The sequence below is a fragment of the Rhodococcus sp. 2H158 genome (assembly GCF_053764755.1).
Genome location: NZ_JBSNCE010000002.1, coordinates 249,972 through 269,913, shown reverse-complemented (window position 1 = coordinate 269,913; position 19,942 = coordinate 249,972). Strand labels below are relative to the sequence as shown.

General features: G+C 70.1%; 18 protein-coding genes and 1 pseudogene. 8 read left to right on the top strand and 11 right to left on the bottom strand.

The window, feature by feature from the left end; all coding sequences use genetic code 11:
* The first annotated feature begins 13 nt into the window (after nucleotides 1-13).
* Nucleotides 14-1,672 carry a DNA repair helicase XPB gene (locus ACWPOB_RS03030; protein ID WP_455399852.1) on the top strand — a complete coding sequence of 553 codons (1,659 nt, stop codon included), beginning with the start codon at nucleotides 14-16 and terminating at the stop codon, nucleotides 1,670-1,672.
* A 12-nt stretch (nucleotides 1,673-1,684) separates the two neighbouring features.
* Here the strand turns inward: ACWPOB_RS03030 and ACWPOB_RS03025 are convergent, their stop codons facing one another.
* From ACWPOB_RS03025 to ACWPOB_RS03015, 3 genes and pseudogenes are all read right to left on the bottom strand, one after another.
* Nucleotides 1,685-2,290 (bottom strand): helix-turn-helix domain-containing protein, encoded by a 606-nt coding sequence (locus ACWPOB_RS03025; RefSeq protein ID WP_455399902.1) that lies wholly within the window; start codon nucleotides 2,288-2,290, stop codon nucleotides 1,685-1,687.
* Between the two features lie 282 nt (nucleotides 2,291-2,572).
* Nucleotides 2,573-3,161 (bottom strand): annotated as a pseudogene (locus tag ACWPOB_RS03020) (citrate:proton symporter); the annotation flags it as partial.
* Nucleotides 3,162-3,284: 123 nt separating this feature from the next.
* Nucleotides 3,285-4,388, bottom strand: a complete 1,104-nt coding sequence (locus ACWPOB_RS03015; RefSeq protein WP_455399851.1) for an RNA-guided endonuclease InsQ/TnpB family protein — start codon at nucleotides 4,386-4,388, stop codon at nucleotides 3,285-3,287.
* A 935-nt stretch (nucleotides 4,389-5,323) separates the two neighbouring features.
* Here ACWPOB_RS03015 and ACWPOB_RS03010 point away from each other — a divergent pair.
* The 3 genes from ACWPOB_RS03010 (at nucleotide 5,324) to ACWPOB_RS03000 (ending at nucleotide 6,980) form a co-directional block, all read left to right on the top strand.
* Nucleotides 5,324-5,608: a hypothetical protein gene (locus tag ACWPOB_RS03010; protein ID WP_455399901.1), complete on the top strand. Its 285-nt coding sequence runs from the start codon at nucleotides 5,324-5,326 to the stop codon at nucleotides 5,606-5,608.
* Between the two features lie 137 nt (nucleotides 5,609-5,745).
* A complete protein-coding gene (locus ACWPOB_RS03005) occupies nucleotides 5,746-6,414 on the top strand; it encodes a DUF3239 domain-containing protein (RefSeq protein WP_455399850.1) in 669 nt (222 codons plus the stop codon).
* 2 nt (nucleotides 6,415-6,416) lie between these two features.
* The gene (locus tag ACWPOB_RS03000; protein WP_455399849.1) at nucleotides 6,417-6,980 is read left to right on the top strand and encodes a GNAT family N-acetyltransferase; all 564 of its coding nucleotides are present in this window, start codon (nucleotides 6,417-6,419) and stop codon (nucleotides 6,978-6,980) included.
* A 26-nt stretch (nucleotides 6,981-7,006) separates the two neighbouring features.
* Here the strand turns inward: ACWPOB_RS03000 and ACWPOB_RS02995 are convergent, their stop codons facing one another.
* The 5 genes from ACWPOB_RS02995 to ACWPOB_RS02975 form a co-directional block, all read right to left on the bottom strand.
* A complete protein-coding gene (locus ACWPOB_RS02995; protein ID WP_455399848.1) occupies nucleotides 7,007-7,993 on the bottom strand; it encodes an LLM class F420-dependent oxidoreductase in 987 nt (328 codons plus the stop codon).
* 246 nt (nucleotides 7,994-8,239) lie between these two features.
* Nucleotides 8,240-9,592 (bottom strand): LLM class flavin-dependent oxidoreductase, encoded by a 1,353-nt coding sequence (locus ACWPOB_RS02990; RefSeq protein WP_455399847.1) that lies wholly within the window; start codon nucleotides 9,590-9,592, stop codon nucleotides 8,240-8,242.
* A gap of 33 nt (nucleotides 9,593-9,625) precedes the next feature.
* Nucleotides 9,626-10,498: an ABC transporter permease gene (locus ACWPOB_RS02985; protein WP_006931126.1), complete on the bottom strand. Its 873-nt coding sequence runs from the start codon at nucleotides 10,496-10,498 to the stop codon at nucleotides 9,626-9,628.
* Complete coding sequence (locus ACWPOB_RS02980) at nucleotides 10,491-11,315, bottom strand: ABC transporter ATP-binding protein (protein WP_029541783.1); 825 nt, start codon at nucleotides 11,313-11,315, stop codon at nucleotides 10,491-10,493. Before ACWPOB_RS02980 ends, ACWPOB_RS02985 begins: the two co-directional genes overlap by 8 nt.
* Nucleotides 11,312-12,400 (bottom strand): ABC transporter substrate-binding protein, encoded by a 1,089-nt coding sequence (locus ACWPOB_RS02975; protein WP_455399846.1) that lies wholly within the window; start codon nucleotides 12,398-12,400, stop codon nucleotides 11,312-11,314. The genes ACWPOB_RS02980 and ACWPOB_RS02975 overlap by 4 nt, the downstream gene beginning before the upstream one ends.
* Nucleotides 12,401-12,758: 358 nt before the next feature.
* On the opposite strand from ACWPOB_RS02975, the gene ACWPOB_RS02970 reads away from it, so the two are divergent.
* Nucleotides 12,759-13,688, top strand: coding sequence for a sigma-70 family RNA polymerase sigma factor (locus tag ACWPOB_RS02970; protein ID WP_455399845.1), 930 nt, complete (start codon nucleotides 12,759-12,761; stop codon nucleotides 13,686-13,688).
* Between the two features lie 41 nt (nucleotides 13,689-13,729).
* On the opposite strand, the gene ACWPOB_RS02965 is transcribed toward ACWPOB_RS02970, so the two are convergent.
* Nucleotides 13,730-16,075: a galactose oxidase-like domain-containing protein gene (locus ACWPOB_RS02965; RefSeq protein WP_455399844.1), complete on the bottom strand. Its 2,346-nt coding sequence runs from the start codon at nucleotides 16,073-16,075 to the stop codon at nucleotides 13,730-13,732.
* 113 nt (nucleotides 16,076-16,188) lie between these two features.
* Here ACWPOB_RS02965 and ACWPOB_RS02960 point away from each other — a divergent pair, with 113 nt between their 5' ends.
* The gene (locus ACWPOB_RS02960; RefSeq protein ID WP_100056310.1) at nucleotides 16,189-16,602 is read left to right on the top strand and encodes a VOC family protein; all 414 of its coding nucleotides are present in this window, start codon (nucleotides 16,189-16,191) and stop codon (nucleotides 16,600-16,602) included.
* Here ACWPOB_RS02960 and ACWPOB_RS02955 read toward each other — a convergent pair.
* Complete coding sequence (locus ACWPOB_RS02955; RefSeq protein ID WP_100056311.1) at nucleotides 16,584-17,186, bottom strand: carboxymuconolactone decarboxylase family protein; 603 nt, start codon at nucleotides 17,184-17,186, stop codon at nucleotides 16,584-16,586. The two genes, ACWPOB_RS02960 and ACWPOB_RS02955, sit on opposite strands and share 19 nt — an antisense overlap.
* A 117-nt stretch (nucleotides 17,187-17,303) precedes the next feature.
* On the opposite strand from ACWPOB_RS02955, the gene ACWPOB_RS02950 reads away from it, so the two are divergent.
* The gene (locus tag ACWPOB_RS02950; RefSeq protein ID WP_100056312.1) at nucleotides 17,304-18,497 is read left to right on the top strand and encodes a pyridoxal phosphate-dependent aminotransferase; all 1,194 of its coding nucleotides are present in this window, start codon (nucleotides 17,304-17,306) and stop codon (nucleotides 18,495-18,497) included.
* A 2-nt stretch (nucleotides 18,498-18,499) separates the two neighbouring features.
* Nucleotides 18,500-19,498 (top strand): AraC family transcriptional regulator, encoded by a 999-nt coding sequence (locus ACWPOB_RS02945; protein ID WP_006931106.1) that lies wholly within the window; start codon nucleotides 18,500-18,502, stop codon nucleotides 19,496-19,498.
* A gap of 10 nt (nucleotides 19,499-19,508) precedes the next feature.
* Here ACWPOB_RS02945 and ACWPOB_RS02940 read toward each other — a convergent pair whose 3' ends face one another.
* Nucleotides 19,509-19,934: a VOC family protein gene (locus ACWPOB_RS02940; protein ID WP_100056313.1), complete on the bottom strand. Its 426-nt coding sequence runs from the start codon at nucleotides 19,932-19,934 to the stop codon at nucleotides 19,509-19,511.
* Between the last annotated feature and the right edge of the window lie 8 nt (nucleotides 19,935-19,942).

The window sequence follows — 19,942 nt, the reverse complement described above, 5'->3', positions numbered from 1 at the left end:
CTAGGAGGCGTCCGTGGCCGACGGACCGTTGATCGTCCAGTCCGACAAGACCCTGCTCCTCGAGGTCGACCACGCCCTCGCGAACGAGGCCCGGCAGGCCATCGCGCCGTTCGCCGAGCTCGAACGCGCCCCCGAGCACGTGCACACCTACCGGGTCACCCCGCTGGCGTTGTGGAACGCCCGCGCCGCGGGGCACGACGCCGAGCAGGTCGTCGACGCCCTGGTCACCCACTCTCGGTTCGCGGTCCCGCAGCCGCTGCTCGTCGACATCGTCGACACCATGGCCCGCTACGGCCGGCTGCAGCTGGTGAAGAACCCCGCGCACGGCCTGACCCTGGTCAGCCTCGACCGGGCGGTGCTCGAGGAGGTGATGCGCAACAAGAAGATCGCGCCGATGCTCGGCGCCCGGCTCGACGACGACACCGTGATCGTGCATCCGAGCGAGCGCGGCCGGCTCAAGCAGATGCTGCTCAAGGTCGGCTGGCCGGCCGAGGACCTCGCCGGCTACGTCGACGGTGAGGCGCACGCGATCAGCCTCGACTTCGAGACCCATCCCTGGCACCTGCGGGACTACCAGGAGATGGCCGCGGACTCGTTCTGGGCCGGCGGCTCCGGCGTGGTGGTGCTGCCGTGCGGGGCGGGCAAGACGATGGTGGGTGCGGCCGCGATGGCCAAGGCGGGCGCCACCACCCTGATCCTGGTGACCAACACCGTCGCGGGCCGGCAGTGGAAGCGCGAGCTGATCGCCCGCACATCGCTCACCGAGGACGAGATCGGCGAGTACTCCGGGGAGAAGAAGGAGATCCGCCCGGTCACCATCGCCACCTACCAAGTCGTCACCCGCAAGACGAAGGGCGAATACCGGCACCTCGAGCTGTTCGACTCCCGCGACTGGGGGCTGATGATCTACGACGAGGTGCACCTGCTGCCCGCCCCGGTGTTCCGGATGACGGCCGACCTGCAGTCCCGGCGCCGGCTCGGCCTCACCGCGACCCTCGTGCGCGAGGACGGTCGCGAGGGCGACGTGTTCTCGCTCATCGGCCCCAAGCGCTACGACGCACCGTGGAAGGACATCGAGGCGCAGGGCTGGATCGCGCCCGCGGAATGCGTCGAGGTGCGGGTGACCCTGACCGATGCGGAACGGATGACGTACGCGGTGGCCGAGCCCGAGGAGCGGTACAAGCTGTGCTCGACCGCGCACACGAAGATCGCGGTGGTGAAGTCGATCCTCGACCGGCACCGCGACTCCCCCACCCTGATCATCGGGGCGTACCTCGATCAGCTCGACGAGCTCGGCGAGGCGCTGGACGCGCCGGTAATCAAGGGCTCGACCCGGAACAAGGAGCGCGAGGAGCTGTTCGACCGCTTCCGCGCCGGTGAGTTGAAGGTGCTCGTCGTGTCGAAGGTCGCGAACTTCTCGATCGACCTGCCCGAGGCGTCGGTGGCGGTGCAGGTGTCCGGTACGTTCGGCTCGCGCCAGGAGGAGGCGCAGCGCCTCGGCCGGTTGCTGCGCCCCAAGCACGACGGCGGGCAGGCGCACTTCTACTCGGTCGTCGCGCGCGACACCCTCGACGCCGAGTACGCCGCGCACCGGCAGCGGTTCCTCGCCGAGCAGGGCTACGCGTACCGGATCACCGACGCGGACGATCTGCTCGGCCCCACCATCGGCTGACCGCCGGCCGGTTCAGCCGGGCGGGAGGCGGTACTCCTGTTCCGGTCGTCCCGTGCTGCCGTACCGCAGCTGCATCCGCAGCTGCCCCTTGGTGACGAGCGCGGCGAGATAACGCTGGGCGGTCGCGCGGGACACCCCGATCGTCGCCGCCACCTCCCCCGCCGACAGGGGCGCGTTCGAGGACGAGAGAGCTTGCAGGACAAGTTCCTTGGTCACCGATCGGGGCGTCCTGTCGCCGGCGCCCGACGGCGCCGGGCGCAGCGCGGCGAGCGCCGAGTCGATCTCGGCCTGGGTGAGTTCGGCGCCGGCGACGAGACGCCGGTACTGCGCGTACGCCGACAACCGCCGCGCGAGTTCGGTGTTGGGAAACGGCTTGACCAGATACCCCGAGGCACCGGCGGCCAGCGCGGCCCGCACCGTCGTGCCCTCGGCGGCCGCGCCGAGTACGAATGCGTCGCAGTCGAGTTCGCGGATCAGGTCGATGCCGGAGCCGTCGGGCAGTTCACCCGCAGCGTCGGCACCGACCAGACGATCCGGTTCGGGTCGGTGCGCTATTCGACGCCACCGGGGTTGGCCGGCGCGGTCTGAGTGAGGTTGCGCGACATCTGCTGTCGACACCGGGGAATCCAAGGATCGACTCGGCGAATTACCCGGATTACCCGCAGGAACCGGGCGGGGCACCACGGCCACCACGACCGAAATCCCGCTCCGCGGCCGAGGCCCGGTTCCTCGATCTCGGGCCCGGGGCGCATGCCTGGCTGGTCGCCACCTCGGCGGTCGGGTCGTCCGGATCCGGGCGAAGATGGCCGCGGCGGTGGAGTTGGCCGCGTTCGTCGGCGCCGACACCGTGTCGGCGGCGCTGGCGGTCGCGGCCGAGGCAGGCCGGTTCGCCGACGGGGCTCCGGTCAGGACGGCGGCCGCGAACACCGTAGCCACCACCGAGACGACGCTCGACGAGTGCCGGACGATCGCCTCGGACTGCTCCGGCACACGCGGGAAGATCATGGCCAGCGTCAGGCCCGCGGCGATCATGAACAGGACGAGATGGACGGATGTCGAGTCCGAGGACGACCAGCAGGGCGACGGTGATCAGCGCGTTGAACGGCAGCAGTCTCGGTCGCAGGGTCGGGCGAGCCGGGTCGACGCCTGCGACGAAACTACCGGTCTCGTCGTCACCGTTCGCGTCCAGGCCGGTGCTGGCGCCTCGTGAACCCGTACCCCCCGATCCTGCCGAGGCGCCGGCGTTCCATGACTCCGAGGTGCAGCACGAACCCGAGCACGACGACCAGGCCCACGAGCAGCGACGGGATCATCGGGACGAACACGTCCGACGGGGACAGGCCGAGCGCGCTGGCTGCGCGGACCGTCGGGCCGCCCCACGGGATGATGGTCATCGTCGCGTTCGACAAGCCGGCGACGACCGTCAGCACCACCGGCTCACCCGCAGCTTGAGATGCAGCGGCAACAACATCATCGCGGACGTCGTGATGTTGACCTCCTCCCCCGCCGCCTGAAGGCGGAGAATTCCTGAACTCACGCTCAGGTTTTCCTGCTGACAGCAACCGCCGGAAAGGAGAAATCCTTGCGGTCTTACGTCGCCTCCACAGGCGTTTCACCTCTCTGCCAGCCCGGCAGCGAGGATGTGACGGGCCGCGTTCACATCTCGGTTGTGGGTGGTGCCGCACCGGCACGTCCACTCTCGGACAGTCAACGGCAGACGGTCGTGCAGTGCTCCACATTCGGAGCACACGCGGGTCGACGGGTACCAGCGGTCCACCACCATCAACTCGCGCCCGTACCAGTCGGCCTTGTATTCGAGCATGGTCCGCAGCTGACGCCATGCCGCGTCCGAAATGCTCCGGGCGAGCGTGTGGTTGGCGACCATGTTGCGCACCGTCAGGTCCTCGATGGCGATCGCTTGGTTCTCGCAGATCAGCCTCGTGGACAGTTTGTGCAGAAAGTCGATGCGTCGGTCGGTGATCCGCGCATGGATGCGGGCCACCTTCCGGCGGGCCTTGTCCCGGTTGTTCGATCCCTTCTGTGTGCGGGACAGGTGGCGTTGAGCTTTCGCCAGCCTGCGGCGGTCCCGGCGCTCGTGACGGGGGTTGGTGATCTTCTCCCCGGTCGACAGGGCCGCAAGGGAGGTCGGACCGACGCCGACACCGACCGTCGCTTCGGTCGGGGGCAGCTCGTCGACCACACACTCGGTCAGGATCGACACGAACCAGCGGCCTGCACCGTCCCGGGACACGGTCACCGTGGACGGATCGCCGGGAAGTTCACGCGACCAGCGGATGTCGAGGGGCTGTTTCATCTTCGCCAGGGTCAGGTGCCCCTCGCGCCATGTGAACGCGGATCGGGTGTACTCGGCAGACGCTCGCGACTTCTTCCGCGACTTGAACCTCGGGTAGCGGGCGCGTCTGGCGAAGAAGTGGGAGAAGGCGGTCTGTTGATGCCGCAAGGTCTGCTGCAGCGGTACGCTCGACACCTCGTTGAGAAACGCCAGCTCGTCGGTCTTCTTCCACGCGGTCAACGCGGCCGACGCCTGCACATAGGTCGTCGGCTTCTGCTCGGTGGTGTACCGCCGCTGGCGCTCGTCGAGCGCCTTGTTCCAGACCAGGCGAACACACCCGAACGTGCGGTTCAGCTCCGCAGCCTGTTCGGCAGTCGGATAGAAGCGGTATTTGCACGCCCGCTTCACCACCTTCGAGGCCATGTGTCACTCAGTACCGCACTTGTATGTAAGAAAGGAGGACGGCGCTTCCTCTCCCCCGTGAACGGGGAAGTATCCGCGCCGAACATCCGATGAAGACGGCGACCATGAGGAAGCCGAGGAAGACAAGCACGATCTGCTCGCTTTCGTCGGTGGACGGTGCGGAGGAGGTTCGAGAATCCGGGTCGTCGCCCGGTGCGATCTCTGCTACACGGAAGTGTGGGGCAGGCCACTGTGGGTGGTCACCGTTGCGTGCGATAGCGCCGTTGTGCGCATTCTGCTCGAGTGCATTCCCCCGGTCGGCGGGTTTACCGGGACCGCGTGAGGGGTACGCCTTTCGCATGGGCGCACGGGGCGAAACAGGTGGCCGGACCGCATCCGGCAGCCCCGGCCGAACGGCTACCAAGGCCGTGGACCGGGACAGCTCGACCAGGACGACCGAGCGGCCGCGCCGCGCGGCCCCGTCGTCCGGAACGGCGAAAAGGCCGACGGCGTCGGCCACCGCCGGCGGGGAACGGAGACCCGGCAGACGATCGGCCGCCACGACATCGACCCCGGCGGCACCGCGGCGGACGACGCCGAAGCCACGCACCGAACAGGCAACGGCCCCCCGCCGATCGACATCGGAGACCCCCCGCCGCCGCCCGGGGCAGGACACCGCCACGCGCCCGGCCCGTCCGCGGACGCGGACCGCCACCGCCGCGGGGGAGGCTCGGCAGCGGCCCCGCGAGCAGGCCCGCACGTCCACCGTGGCCCGGCCCTCGCCACCTGATCGCACGCCACGCCGGCCGGTCTCGGCATCGGAACGCACCAGACCCACCGGTCGCGGCGAGCCTCCTCCGAGCCGCAAGCCCCGACCCTTCGCGGCCCTCGTCGAGTGGCTGAAGATCCGCGTTCGCCGACTTGCGCGCGCGGCGCGGAGGCAAGTAGCCGCGGTGATGCGCAAGGTCCCCGAGTGGACGGATCAGCTCACCGACTCCGTCACCGAGGGCCACCCGATCAAAAGTGCCGTCCTGGAGGGGATCCGGGCTTTCCTGACCGGCAAGAACGTCGTGTGGGCAGCGTTCAAGGGCCTGCTGTCCGGACTGAGCATCAAGACCAAGATCCTCCTTGCTCTCGCCGTCGTCCTCGTGGCGCTGCTGGCTCCGGTCCTGCTCGTGGTCGCCCTGCTGGTCCTGCTCGTCGCCGGGGTGATCGCGGCGATACGGGCCGCTACGCAGTGATCCGAAGGTTCTCGTGTCGAAGGGGTGGATCCTGCGCCATAGCGCGAGAGGGCTCCACAGCAACACCCCCCTCACCACCGCCGGGGCCATCCCTACAGGACTCCACCGGCGGCAAGCCGGTCGCATAAGCTGACGTCGTGCGCCGTTTCGACTTCCCCGTGGACCTGCCCCACGCCAAGGCCGTCAATCAGACCCTCGCCGAGGTGCGGCGGCTGCGGGTGTCGGGGATCGTGCTGGCGGTGCTGTTCGCGGCGGCCGCGGTGTGGCTGATCCTGATCGGCCAGGCGTGGTCCTTCGTCGTCGCGGCCGTGGTGATCGTCGCCGCGCTCACCGCTGCGTGGGTTGCGGTATGGGCGCCGCGCAAGGTGGGCACGATCCAGCACCTGTACCGGGACAGTCCTCTGGTGCCGGCCGTGATCTCCGAACTCCGGCCGCGCGGGATGACGCTGCTCGCGCTCGTGGACATCGCCAAACCGGAGACCGGCGTCCACCGCTATGCGCTGGTCGCCCGGGACGTCACGGCCGTACCGGGGCACCGGGTGCAGGTCGGCGAGCGGGTGCCGTGCGTTGCGGTGCTGTCGGACCGCACCACCCGCAACACGAGCGGCGCGTGGCAGATGGTCAGCCCGATGCCGATCGCATGGGGCACCCGCGACGCCTCGGTGCTGCGGGAGGCCGCCGCCGCCATCGACGAGACCGAGTGGAAGGTGGTCGAGGGCAAGCTGTCCCTCTCGGACGAGGTCACGGCCAGCGACGAGCGCCGGCTCGTGCTGGACCCGGAGGACCTGCCCCCCGACCTGCGCTGACCATGCGACCCGTCGTCCTCGCCGGAAGCACCGTCGTTCTCACGGTGCCCGGGCCGGACGACGTCGACGCGATCACGGCCGCCTGCCGGGACCGGTCGATCGTCCGGTGGACGACGGTCCCCGACCCCTACACCCGCGCCGACGCGCAACGGTTCGTCGGCGACGTGGTGCCCGCCGGCTGGGAGGGACACAGCCCGGTGTGGGCGGTGCGGACCACCACCGGTGGCCCGCTGCTGGGCACGATCGGGCTGATCGCGCGCGACCCGTCGGCCGCGGAGATCGGGTACTGGATCGCTCCGGCCGCACGCACCCGCGGGCTCGCGACGGCGGCGGTGAACCTGTTGTGCGACTTCGCCTTCCACGCGGACGGCCTGAGCCTGGGCCGTATCGAATGGCGGGCGCTGGCCGCCAATCTCGCGTCGGCGGCGGTGGCGCGGCGCGTCGGCTTCCGCTTCGAGGGGGTGCAACGGCGCGGTGTGCTGCAGCGCGGGGTGCGGCACGACGCGTGGGTCGCGGGTCTGCTGCCCGACGACCCACGCGTGCCGGCCGACGGCTGGCCGATGTGATCGGCACGACCGGCGGCGGCCCCGGGTCAGCGCAGTTCAGGCAGGACTTCCCTCTCGAACAACTCGATGCCCGAGGTGTCGTACGCGGCCTCGGGGAAATAGAGGATCGCGTAGGTCATGCCCTGCTTCTTCAGCGCGGTGAAGTTCTCCACGATCTGCTCGGGCGTGCCGACGGCGGGCAGTCCCCGGAACGCGTCGAGCGCGCTGTCGGCCTTCTCCGGTCCGACGTACGGTTCGAGCCGCGCGCGCAGCGCGTCGAGGCGCTCCTGCACTTCGGCCTCGGTCCGGCCGATCGCGACGTTGTAGTTCGCCGAGCGGACGATGGCGTCGAAGTCGGTGCCCACGTCGGCGCAGTGCCCGCGCAGGATCTCCGACTTGTGGGCGAAGCCCTCCGGGGTGCCGTCGAAGTTGGTGTACTGCGCGTACTTGGCCGCGATCTTCAGGGTCACCTTCTCCCCGCCGCCGGCGATCCACAGCGGGATGCCGCCGTCCTGCAGCGGCAGGGGGCGCACGACGGCGCCGTCCACCTGGTAGTGCCTGCCGTGCAGGGTCGCGGTGCCGGTGGTCCAGGCCTGCCGGAAGATCTGCACGCCCTCGTCGAGCCGGCGCAGCCGTTCGGCGGCGGTCGGGAAGCCGTATCCGTACGCGCGCCACTCGTGCTCGTACCATCCGCCGCCGATGCCCATCTCGATGCGGCCGCCGGAGATGATGTCCGCGGTCGCGGCGACCTTCGCCAGGTAGGCGGGGTTGCGGTAGCTCATGGCGGTGCACATCTGTCCGATGCGCACGTTCTCGGTGACCGCGGCGAACGCCGACACCAGCGACCAGGCCTCGTGGGTGGCCTCCTCGGTGGGCAGGGGCACGGTGTGGAAGTGGTCGTACACCCAGATCGATTCCCACGGGCCGGCGTCGGCGCGCTGCGCCAGGTCGCGCATCACCCGCCATTGCTCCGCGGGATCGATGCCGACGAGGTCGAGCCGCCAGCCCTGGGGGACGAAGAATCCGAAGCGCATGTGGGTCCTCACTCGGTGTCGTGATGTGTGCTGCCTTCTCGGACGCCGACGCCGGGTGCAGCGTGCGATGCGGCCAAGCCGAGTATCGCGGAATGTACCGATCGATGACGGCGGCACCGAGAAGACGGCGGCGCCGAGAAACGGTCCGGAAAAGAAGCCGAGGCGCCACCAGCGCCACGGTCAACCCGGAGATCGCGGACGGGACGAGCACCGTCCGGACGAGCGGCCTCGGATCGAGGGGCGGACTCACGCCGTCGCGGCACCCGCGAATGCGGTGGCCGCGAGGCGACCGGCCGGGCGGTCGAGCCCGTAGTGGCCGCGCAGCGTCGCCGCCGTGTACTCGGTACGGAACAGCCCGCGCTCCTGCAGGATCGGCACCACGCGGGTGGTGAAGTCCTCGAGTCCGCCGGGCAGATACGGCGGCATGACGTTGAAGCCGTCGGCGGCCTCGCTGTCGAACCACAGCTGCAGTTCGTCGGCGATCTGTTCGGGGGTGCCGGCGAAGGTGCGGTGCCCGCGGCCGCCGCCGAGCTTCCCGATGAGCTGGCGCACGGTCAGGCCCTCGCTCTCGGCGAGGTTCTTCACCAGCTCGTAGCGGCTCTTGTTGCCCTGGATCCGGTCGATCGGCGGCAGCGGAGGCAGCGGCGCGTCCAAGGCATGCTCGGTGAGATCCACTCCCACCATCCCGGAGAGCTGGCGCAACGAGTACGCCGGTGAGATCAGGTCGGTGAACTCCTGCTCGAGCGCCTTGGCCTCGGCCTCGGTGTCGCCGATGAACGGCACGATCCCGGGGAGCACCTTCAGGGAGTGCGGATCTCGCCCCGCCTCGGCCACGCGGGCCTTCAGGTCGCGGTAGAACGCCTCCCCCTCGGCCAGGGTGCGCTGCGCGGTGAAGACCGCCTCGGCGTACCGGGCGGCGAAATCCTTTCCGCTCTCCGAGGATCCGGCCTGCACCAGCACGGGACGGCCCTGGGGTGAGCGCGGGGAGTTCAGCGGGCCGCGCACCGTGAACCGCGCGCCGTCGTGGTCGATGGTGTGTACCTTGGCCGGGTCGGCGAAGCGGCCGCTGTCGACGTCCAGCTCGACGGCATCGTCGTCCCAGCTGTCCCACAGGTCGACGGCGACGTCGACGAACTCGGCGGCGCGGTCGTAACGGCCGGCGTGGTCCGGCGTCTCGTCGTAGCCGAAGTTGGCCGCCTCGTCGGCGCCACCCGAGGTCACGATGTTCCAGCCGGCGCGGCCGTGGCTGATGTGGTCGAGCGAGGCGAACTTGCGGGCGAGGTTGAACGGCTCGTTGTAGCCGGTCGACGCGGTGGCGATCAGGCCCACCCGCTCGGTGACGACGGCCATCGCGGACAGCAGGGTGATCGGCTCGAAGACCGCCTGGATGTTGTGTTCCACGCGGGGACCGGTCGCGAGGCCGTCGGCGAAGAACACCGAGTCGAGCTTGCCGCGTTCGGCGATCTGCGCGAGCTCCTGGAAGTGTGCGACGTCGAGGACGCGGCGCTCGTCGGTGCGCGGGTGCCGCCAGGCGGCCTCGTGGTGGCCGACCCCCATCAGGAAGGCGTTGAGGTGGAACTGCTTCGGGGACTGGGACATGACAACCTATCCGAGTGCGTGGGAACGGAGGGACTACTGGTCTGCGCGCCAGCGGGACAGTCGGCGCTCGACTGCGACGAGGATCCCGTTGAAGGTCAGGCCGACGAGGGAGATGGCGACGATGCCGGCATACATGTTCGGGATCTGGAAGTTGAGCTGCGAGGCGGTGATGAGATAGCCGAGCCCTGCTTTGGCGCCGACCATCTCGGCCGCGATGAGCACGAGGATCGACGAGGCCGCGGCCATCCGGATGCCGGTGAAGATCGTCGGCACGGCAGCCGGCAGGATCACCTTCTGGAACAGGCGGTAGGAAGGCAGACCGAGGGAACGGGCCGATTTGACCAGCAGCGGATCCACGGTGCGCACGCCGGAGATGGTGTTGAGCAGGATCGGGAAGGTGCTCGCGTAGATCACCAGCGCCACCTTCGAGGTCTCGCCGATGCCCAGGATCAGGATGAACACGGGCAGCAGTGCGAGCGCGGCGGTGTTGCGGAACAGCTCGAGGATCGGATTGAGGAACTCGGCCACCGGCCGGTACCAGCCGATCGCCACCCCGAGCGGGATCGCGACGAGCACTGCGATCACGAATCCGGTGACGGCCCGGGACAGGCTGGCGCCGAGGTGTTCGGCGAGCTGGCCGCTGCCGATCAGCTGGGTGAAGGCCTCCGCGACCACGGTGAAGGGCGGCAGGAACACCTCGTCGACCAGCCCGAGCCGAGGCGCGGTCTCCCAGACCGCGAGGAAGGCGAGGATCGCGAGGGCCGGCTTCACACCGCGCCATACGACGGCACCGACCCGGCGTCCGGTCCCGGCGCCCGGGGCGGGCACGGCCGGCGCGGGTCGCTGCTCCGCGAGGGCCCCGTCGAGCTCGACGGGGTCGATCAGCGTGGCGCTCGGACTAGACATGCTGCACCTCCTGGGTTGCGGCACCGAACTCGTGGTGCTGCGCGCGCTCGACCTCCGAGTGCAGCAACGACCAGATCCGGTGTCGGTAGTGTCGGAACGCCTCGCCGGACCGGACGTCGTCGACGGTGCGATCGATGTCGATGTCCACGACGGTCTTGATTCGCCCGGGCCGGGACGTGAGCACGGCGACGCGCTGTCCGAGGTAGATCGCCTCGTCGATGCCGTGGGTGATGAACAGGATGGTCTTGCCGGTCTCGTGCCGGATCCGCAACAGCTCGTCCTGCAACGACTCCCGGGTCTGCGCGTCGAGGGCGGCGAACGGCTCGTCCATGAGGAGCACCTCGGGGTCGAACGCCAGGCTCCGGGCGATCGCGACGCGCTGTTTCATGCCGCCGGACAGCTCGTGCGGATAGCGATCGCCGAACCCGCGCAGCCCCACCAGCTCGAGGTAGTGCTCGGCCAGCGCGCGGCGCTGTCGCCGGGGCAGGCCCTTCGCCTCGAGGCCGAATTCGATGTTGTGCCGCGCGGTGCGCCACGGCAGGAGCGCGTACTGCTGGAAGACGATGCCCCGATCCAGGCCCGGCCCGGAGATCGGCTGTCCGTCGAGCAGGATCCGTCCCGACGTCGGGCTGCTCAGCCCGCCGAGAAGGTCGAGCAGCGTGGACTTGCCGCAGCCGCTGGGGCCGACGAGGACGAGGAACTCACCGTCGGCCAGGTCGAGGCTGACATCGTCGAGGGCAGTGAACGCGGTGTCCGTACCGCGGACCGGGAACTGCTTGGTCACGTGCTCGAGACGGAGCTTCGGGGTGGTGCTCATCTGGCCTCCTCGACGGGTTCACCGTTCGGACCGCTCGACGGTTCGTAGGTGCCGTTGGCGTAGGGGTTGAATTCGTTGGTGTAGATGTCGGCCGGGGTGAACGTGCCCTCGGGCAGTTCGCCGTTCCGGGCGAGCCAGTCGAGCCAGGTCTGGATCTCCTGTTCGGTGATCGTCCCGCCCGGACCGGCGACGCCGGGGCTCTTGTAGAACTCGACGAGGTTGGTGTTCTCGTTGCGGCCGCGGCCGTTGATGATCTCCTTGTACTCGGCGATGACCTCGTCGCGTGGGGTGGTCTGCGCCCAGCGAACGGCCCGCGCCGTGCCCTGCACGAAATCCGCCACCGCGTCCCGGTTCTCGGCGATGAAGTCGTCACGGAAGACGTACGTGCCGTAGCTGAACGCCCCGAACAGGGACTCGTCGGTGAACAGCGGTCGGATTCCGCCGCGCGAGACCGCGGTCTCGCGGAACACGCTGCCGAGGGTGCCGACGTCGATCTGCCCTTCCCGCAGCGCCTGCTCGGTGTTTACCGGGGGCACGACGATCAGTTCGACCTGCTTGATCTCGTCCGGGGTCAGTCCCTGCTGGGCGAGCCATTCGCGGACGAGGAACTCGTGGTGGGCACCGAGCGTGTTCATCCCCACCTTCTTGCCGATCAGATCCCGGGCGGTGCGGATCGGGCTGTCCTCGAGCACGTAGTAGCCGTTGAACGACTCCTGGTCGGAGCCGTAGTAGCTGATGACCGACGTGATCGGCGAGTTGGCGGCGGCGAGCTTGATGACGGCGCCGTTGAATGCGCCGCCGAACTCGGTCTGGCCGGTGGCCGCGGACTGGATGTCCTGCGGACCGCTGGTGGTGTCGCCCACCCAGTCCAGCGCGACGCTCTCGTAGTAACCGAGGCTCTCCGCGAGTTCGGGATAGGTGACCTGGCCGGCCGCGCCCTGGTAGCGCAGGACGGTGCGACCGTCCTCGGTGGTGGTGGTCTCCGACCCCGACGAGCAGGCCGCGACTCCCGCGGCGAGGGTGACGAGAGTGGCTGCGACCGCAGCCGACCGGACCAGTCGGCTGCGCAGCGTGGAATACGACATCGCGAGAGTTGTCCCTTACGTTCGACGAAGAGGCCCGACACGGCGGGCACGGAGAAATGCGGCGCGCGGCGACAGTGAAGGCGTACGCGACACCGGGATTCGCGGTGCGGCAACGGAAGATCGCGCGACGGCGGCCGGCCGGACGGGCCGGCACGCCGGGCTACACCGGGAGGGTCAGCGACAACAGTCCGGACACTCGTACACGGTGGACTCCTTCTGCGGCGATCGGACTCCGGAAGTCTGTCCCGGGCAGCCGCGACGGGTCAACGCTTCGGCGCATCCGTGTGCGGATCCCTTGACATGTCCGATCCGGTGCCGTACAGGTCGCGATCCCGCCGTCGGTCGGTACGATCGCCCCATGCGCACCGCCGTGCTCGCCGACGCCTTCGAGCAGCATCGGCCACATCTGCTCTCCGTCGCCTACCGGCTGACGGGCAGCGTCGCCGACGCCGAGGACGCGGTCCAGGACGCGTGGCTGCGCCTCGACGGCACCGACACCGACCGGATCGACGATCTGCGGGCGTGGCTGACCACCGTCGTCGGACGCCTGTGCCTCGACCGGCTGCGTTCGGCGACGGCACGCCGCGAGAACTACGTCGGCCAGTGGCTGCCCGAACCGATCGTCACCCCGCTCGGCGGATCGACGCCCCCGGATCCACTGGAATCCGTGGTGCGGCAGGAAGACAGCAGGATGGCGGCGATGGTCGTGCTGGACACGCTCACCCCCGCCCAGCGCGTCGCCTTCGTCCTGCACGACGGGTTCGCCGTGCCGTTCGACGAGATTGCCGGCATTCTCGACGTCACGCCGGCGTCCGCGCGCCAGCTCGCCTCCCGCGGTAGGCGGGCCGTCGCGGCCGCGCCGCCACCCGTGCCGGCCGCCGAGCACGTCGAGGCGGTGCAGCGGCTGATGACCGCCCTCGCCTCCGGGGACCTCGCGGCGGTGGTCGCGGCGCTCGATCCCGATGCCCGGGTGATCGGGGACGCCAACGGAGTGACCCGCACGGCCGTCAATGTCGTCGTCGGCGCGGAGCGGTTCGCCCGGTTCTTCCTCGGCCTGATGCAGCGCTACGGCGCCGAGGCGTTCCTGGCCGGCACACCGGCGCTCGTCAACGGCGAACTCGGGTTCGTCAGCGCGGGCGCCCCCGGCGACGAGACCCACCGGGCCTTCGCCGGCCGGGTCGTCGGCTGCACGGTCCGCAACGGGCGGGTCTGGGCGGCCTACGACATGGCGAATCCCGACAAGCTCCGCGGCGTCCTGCTCGACCGCGGGGACGACGACCGAGCGTAGCGAACCGGGCCGAATCCGCCGACCATACGGTGCGAGCGGTTTCACCCCAGGTGCAGCCATCGGCCGATCGACGGCACCTCGTGCTCGTCGACCGCGAACACGAGGTACCACCCCGGCGGCGCGAGGTTGGGGTCGGTGGGCAGATGCAGCGTGACCGATCCACCCGCTCCGGCGGTGAACGCGACGTCGACCAGGCGTTGCTCGCTGTCGCACGAGTGGGTGCAGGCGCCCGGACGGACCAGACCCACCGTCTGCAGAGCGCCGCGCGTGTGCACGGTCGCGGCAACGGTTCCCCCGTATCCGCCCTCCGTGGCGGCCAGCTCGAGGGCCGGCCGGTCGCCGTGGAACAGATAAGGGGGCCAGTAGATTTCGATACGGAGGTCCTCCGTTTTGCGGGCCGGATTCGAGCCGGCGGTGACCACTTTCCCGTCGGGGGTCAGCAAGGCGACCGAGTGGTAGAGCCGGGGCACCCGAGAAGGCGCGGTGTGCGTCCACACGCCGGTGGTGGGCCGGTAGATCTCCGCATGGGGCGGTGCGCCGTGCGCCGTCTCCTCCACCGCCGAACCGCCCGTGGCGAGCACCGTGCGGTCCGGGAGCAGCACCGCGCTCAGATGCATGCGGGCATGGGCCATCGGGGGACCGGGCCGATAGGTGGGCTCCGGGTCGGTGAGGTCGACGATCCGCGTGTCGGCGAGTGCAGGTGCAGGACTGTGTAGGTCGAATCCCCCGCCGCCGAGGATCATGACCTTCTGCTGCTGGGCCGGCGGTAGCAGCACGCTCGCCGCCTGATTACGGGAACCGGGCACGGCCAGGCCGGCCACGGCGGTGACGTGGCCCGTATCGGGATCCCACACGGACGGCCGCATGCCGTTGTTACCGCCGTATTGGCCTCCGGAATAGAAGATCCGGCCGTCCGCGAGCAGGAACAGGTGCGCATACATCGGGATCGGGCCCGGCGACGGCAGTTCCGACCACGTCCCGGTCGCCGCGGCGTACCGCTCGGGGACGACCGAAAGATGGTTGTCGGCGCCGAGTCCGGACACCGCGACCACGTCCCCGTCGCCGAGGGTGACCAGCGTCGGGTACCACCGCCCGTACGTCATGTCGGCGGTCGCCGACCACTCCCCCGTGACCGGATCGAAGACGAGCGCGTCCTTCAGACCGTAGAACGGGTCGTACCGTTCGGTGCCCCCGGCCGCGAGAAGGCGCCCGTCGGGAAGAAACGCCTGCCCGACGCAGAACAGGTCGATCGGTGTGGGCGGAGCGTCGAGTTCGGGAGCGGGATAGTGCCAGACTCTGGTGCGGAATCGGTGCGCCGCATGGTGGTCGGGATCGTTCCCGGAGCCTGCGAAGAAGAGCACGTCCCCGGTGTGCAGCAGCGCCGCGTGCACGGGGTTGATCTCGGTGCCGAAGTCGAGCAGCCGCCAGAGGCCCATGCCGGGCGCCTCGTCGACGTCCGTGACGAGTTCGACCACGCGGAGGTATCCGGTGTTGCGCTGCGGTGGGTTGTCCGTCGCGAGTACGACCAGTTCGGGCCGGGAACCGTCGCCCCGATCCAGCACTGCGGCTGCCGCACCCTGGTTTTCCCAGAAGCCCCATGCCGGGATGGTGGACCACACACTCCAGCCGTCGAGGGCGTGACCGGATCCGTCCAGACCCCAGCCGATCGTGTAGTGACCACCGTTCTCCCCCGGCGGATTGTCGACGGCGAGCACGATCAGTTCGGGCCGGCCGTCGCCGTCGAGGTCGGTGACGGCGATGCCCGCACCCTGGTTCTCCCAGCCGTACCAGTCCGGCACGGGCACCCAGGGCGTCCAGCCGGCGGTCAGCGTTCCCTCCGGAGTCAACCCCCGGCCCAGCCGAAACTGTCCGCTGTTCTGGCCGGGCGGGTTGTCGACGACGAAGACCACGAGGGTGGGCAGGCCGTCGAGGTCGGCGATCGCGATGTCGGCGCCCTGGTTCTCCCACCCGTACCAGTCCGGCACCGCGATCCACGGCGTCCACCCTCCCGTGACCGTTCCGTCGGCGGCCAGGTCGCGGCCGATGCGGAAGTATCCGGAATTCTGACCGGGCGGGTTGTCGACGACGAAGACGACGAGGTCGAGCGAGCCGGTACCGCCGAGGTCCGCGACGGCGATACCGGCGCCCTGGTTCTCCCAGCCCCACCAATCGGGAACGGGGATCCAGGACTCCCAGTTGCGCACCGTTCCGTCGGCGACCAGCCCGTGTCCGACCCGGTACCAGCCGGTGTTCTGCTCTCGCGGGTTGTCGATCATGAGAGCGACGACGTCCGGTGCGCCGTCACCGTCGATGTCGGCGATGGCGACGCCGCAGTCGTGATTCTCCCAGCTGAACCAGTCCGGAACAGGCACGAAACCACCGGCCATGGCGCCTCCCAGTATCCGTGTCCGGCCGCGGTCGGGTCCGCGAACGAGACACCACGAACAGTGTCGCCCATCCGGACTCGCGTGTCCGGGACGGACACGCCTAGGCTTCGGCCATGGAGCAACGACTGAGCTTCGTCACTCTCGCCGTCGCGGACCTCGATCGCACCCGGCGCTTCTACGTCGACGGACTCGGCTGGACCCCGGTTGTCGACGTGCCCGGCGAGGTGGTGATGATCCAGGTCGGCCCGCACCTCGTCCTGTCCCTGTGGGACGAACGGCAGTTCGCGGCCGAGGTCGGCCCCGTGCAGCGGGGCGGCGTCCCGCCCGTGACGCTCGCCCACAACGTCGCCGACCGAGCGGATGTCGACCGGGTGCTGGACACCGCCCGCCGCGCCGGAGCCGATCCGGTCTCCGACGCGGTCGAACGCGAGTGGGGCGGCTACACAGGGTATTTCGCGGACCCCGACGGATTCCGGTGGGAGATCGCCTGGAATCCGGGTCCCATCGGTCAGCTCGTGCTGCCCTGAGTCGCGTCGTCCTGCAGCCACGGCACCCGGCACGCGTCGGTGCTGAAACCCTGCTCGTGGATGCCCAGGGCCGAGTTCATCCGGGCCCGCATGTTCTCGAGCGCGATCTGGTACGTCAGTTCCACCACCCCGGCCCGCCCGAAGCGACGCTCGAGGTCGGCGACCTGCTCGTCCGTCACCGCGACGGCCGCACCACCGGCTCCCGTCATCGCGTCGGCGTACGCGATCGCCGCACGCTCGTCGTCGCTGTAGGCGTCGGAGGTCGCGTAGTCGGCGATGTGCTCGAGGCGGTCCACGTCGAGCCCGTCGAGCCGCTGCAGCATCGCGCCGAAGTCGACGCACCAGGAGCACCCGACGCTCCAGGCCACCCGGTACACCGCGAGCTCGCGGACGTGCGACGGCAGCACCGTCGAGGCACGCTCGACGAGCATCTCGTGCACGGCACTCGCCCGCATCAACGCCGGATGGTGGGCGTAGACGGCGAACGGCTCGGGCACCTCCCCGAAGCGGCGCCGGGCCACCCGGTAGGCGATCTTCGTCGTGACGCCGGCCTCGGCCGGTGTCACCGCGGGAATGCGCGCCATGACCTTCTCCGTTCCTCGGGTCCCGAGCGGGACCGTTCATCCTTTGGACGAGACAGCCCCGCCGGATGTGACACGACCGCTGCCGGGGGCCGGGAAGGGCGCGGCTAAGCTGCAGAAATGGCAGAAATCGCGTCCTCACATCGGGTCCGCACCGTCCGCAGGCTGCGCCCGTTCGCGTCCACGATCTTCGCCGAGATGACCGCCCTGGCCGTTACGCACGACGCCGTGAACCTCGGCCAGGGTTTTCCCGACACGGACGGCCCCCGCGCGATGCTGGACGTCGCGCGTCAGGCCATCGCCGACGGCGTCAACCAGTACCCGCCCGGGCCGGGCACGCCCGAGTTGCGCCGGGCGATCGCAGCGGACCGCGCCGCCCGGTACGGGCTCGAGCACGACCCCGACACCGAGGTCCTCGTCACCGTCGGCGCCACCGAGGCGATCAGCGCCGCCATCCTCGGTCTCGTCGAACCCGGCGACGAGGTGCTGCTCACCGAGCCCTACTACGACTCCTACGCCGCGTCCGTGGCGCTGGCGGGGGCGAGCCGCCGCACGGTGCCGCTCGCCCGCGCGGGGTCCGGGTTCGTCCTGGACGTGGACGCGCTGCGCGCCGCGGTCACCGAGCGCACCCGCATGCTGGTGGTCAACACCCCGCACAACCCGACGGGCACGGTCTACGACGACGCGGCGCTCGGCGCGCTCGCGGAACTGGCCTGTGAGCGGGACCTGCTGGTGCTGTCCGACGAGGTGTACGAGCACCTGGTGTTCGACGGCCGCCGGCACCGGCCGCTCGCATCGCTGCCCGGCATGGCCGAACGCACCGTCACCGTGTCCAGCGCCGCGAAGACGTTCAACGTCACCGGCTGGAAGATCGGGTGGGCGCTCGGCCCCCGCGAACTGATCGACGGGGTGCGCGCGGCGAAACAGTTCATGTCGTTCGTCGCCGGGGCGCCGTTCCAGCCCGCCGTCGCGTACGCGCTGACCCACGAGCAGCCGTGGATCGCCGCCCAGCGCGACGATCTGCAGCGCAGGCGCGACCTGCTCTCCGGCGCCCTCGCCGACGCCGGATTCGGTGTATTGGACTCGGCCGGAACGTATTTCGTGTGCGCGGACATCACCCCTTTTGGCGCGACGGACGGTGTCGCCTTCTGCCGGACCCTGCCCGAACGCATCGGGGTGGCCGCGGTCCCGGTCAGCGCCTTCGTCGACGACCCCCAGCAGTGGAATCATCTGGTGCGCTTCGCGTTCTGCAAGCGCGACGACGTCCTCCTCGAGGGCGTCCGGCGGCTGCGCAGCCTGCGGGAGCACGGCTGAACATGACCGCCCCCGCCACCATTCCCTCCGACTTCGTGCGCCGCTCGGTGGTTCTCGCCGCGGCGAACGGCGTGGATCTGGCCCCGGCCCTGGATGCGGCCCGGATCAGTCGCGCGGTGCTCGCACACCCGCACGCGCGTCTCACCCCCGAACAGGTCACCCGGTTCACGCAGAAGACCTGGGAGCTCACCGGTGACGAGTTGTTCGGCCTCGGGCCGGGGCCGGTGCCCCGCGGCACCTTCCGGGTGATGTGCCTGACGCTGATCCACTGCCGGGACCTGGCGCAGGCCCTCGAACGGATGATCGAGGTCAACCGCGTGCTGCCGACGCTGCCGAGACTGCGGCTGACGCCGGGCCCGCAGACGACCCGGCTCGAGGTGGTGCTGCCGGAGCCGTGCGACGACAAGACCCGTGTCATCATCGATTTCCTGCTCATCCTGCTGCACCGCTTCGCGGCCTGGCTCGTCGGCGGACGAGTACGGCTGGCGTCGGTCACGGTTCCCTACGGCGAGCCCGATCCGGTGCTCGCCAAGAACTACGACGCGATCTTCGGGGTGCCGGTCACCTTCGACGCCGACGGGGCGGCGCTCGAGATCGACAACGCGGCACTGCGGTCGCCCATCGTCCAGACCGAGGAGACGCTCGAGGACTATCTGCGCGAATCGCCGAATCTGATGATGTCGGAACGCGACTACGACTCCACCGCCGCGTCGCAGGTGCGGCGGATCTTCGAGTCGGGCATCGAGGGACGCACGGCGACCGCCGAGGAAGTCGCGGAGATGCTGTCGGTGAGCGCACCCCATCTGCGGCGCCTGCTCCGGCAGGAGGGCACCTCGCTCGGGCAGTTGCGCGAGGAGGTGCTGCGCGACACGGCGATCGCCGGGCTGCGCCGCGGCGAACCGGTGGACGCGCTGTCGGCCCGCCTCGGCTTCTCCGAGCCGAGCGCGTTCCGGCGTGCCTTCAAGCGATGGACGGGCAAGACCCCGCGCGCGTATCGGTAGGTCCGCCGGTTCACGCCACGCAGAACTCGTTGCCCTCCGGGTCGGTCATGGTGATCCACTCACTCGGCCCCTGCCGGCCCCGGTGCAGGACGGTCGCGCCCGCCTCGACGAGCCGCCCGGCGAGCGCCTCACGGTCCTCCCCGGCCCGGATGTCGAAGTGCAGCCGGTTCTTCACCGTCTTGCCCTCGGGCACCCGCTGGAAGAGCACGCGCGGACGCGCGGGCACCTCGGGATCGGAGATCGCGGCGCCCGCCTTCCAGACCAGGACGCCCTCGAAGATCTCGGTGTCCTCCTCGCTGGCGTGGCCGGCCGCGACCAGGCCGCGGATGAAGTCCTCGTTGCTCGGCTCCACCCGCCAGCCCAGCGCGGCCGCCCACCATTTCGCCAGCGTGTGCGGGCTGTTGGAATCGACCGTCACCTGGAATTCGTAACCCATGCGGCGAC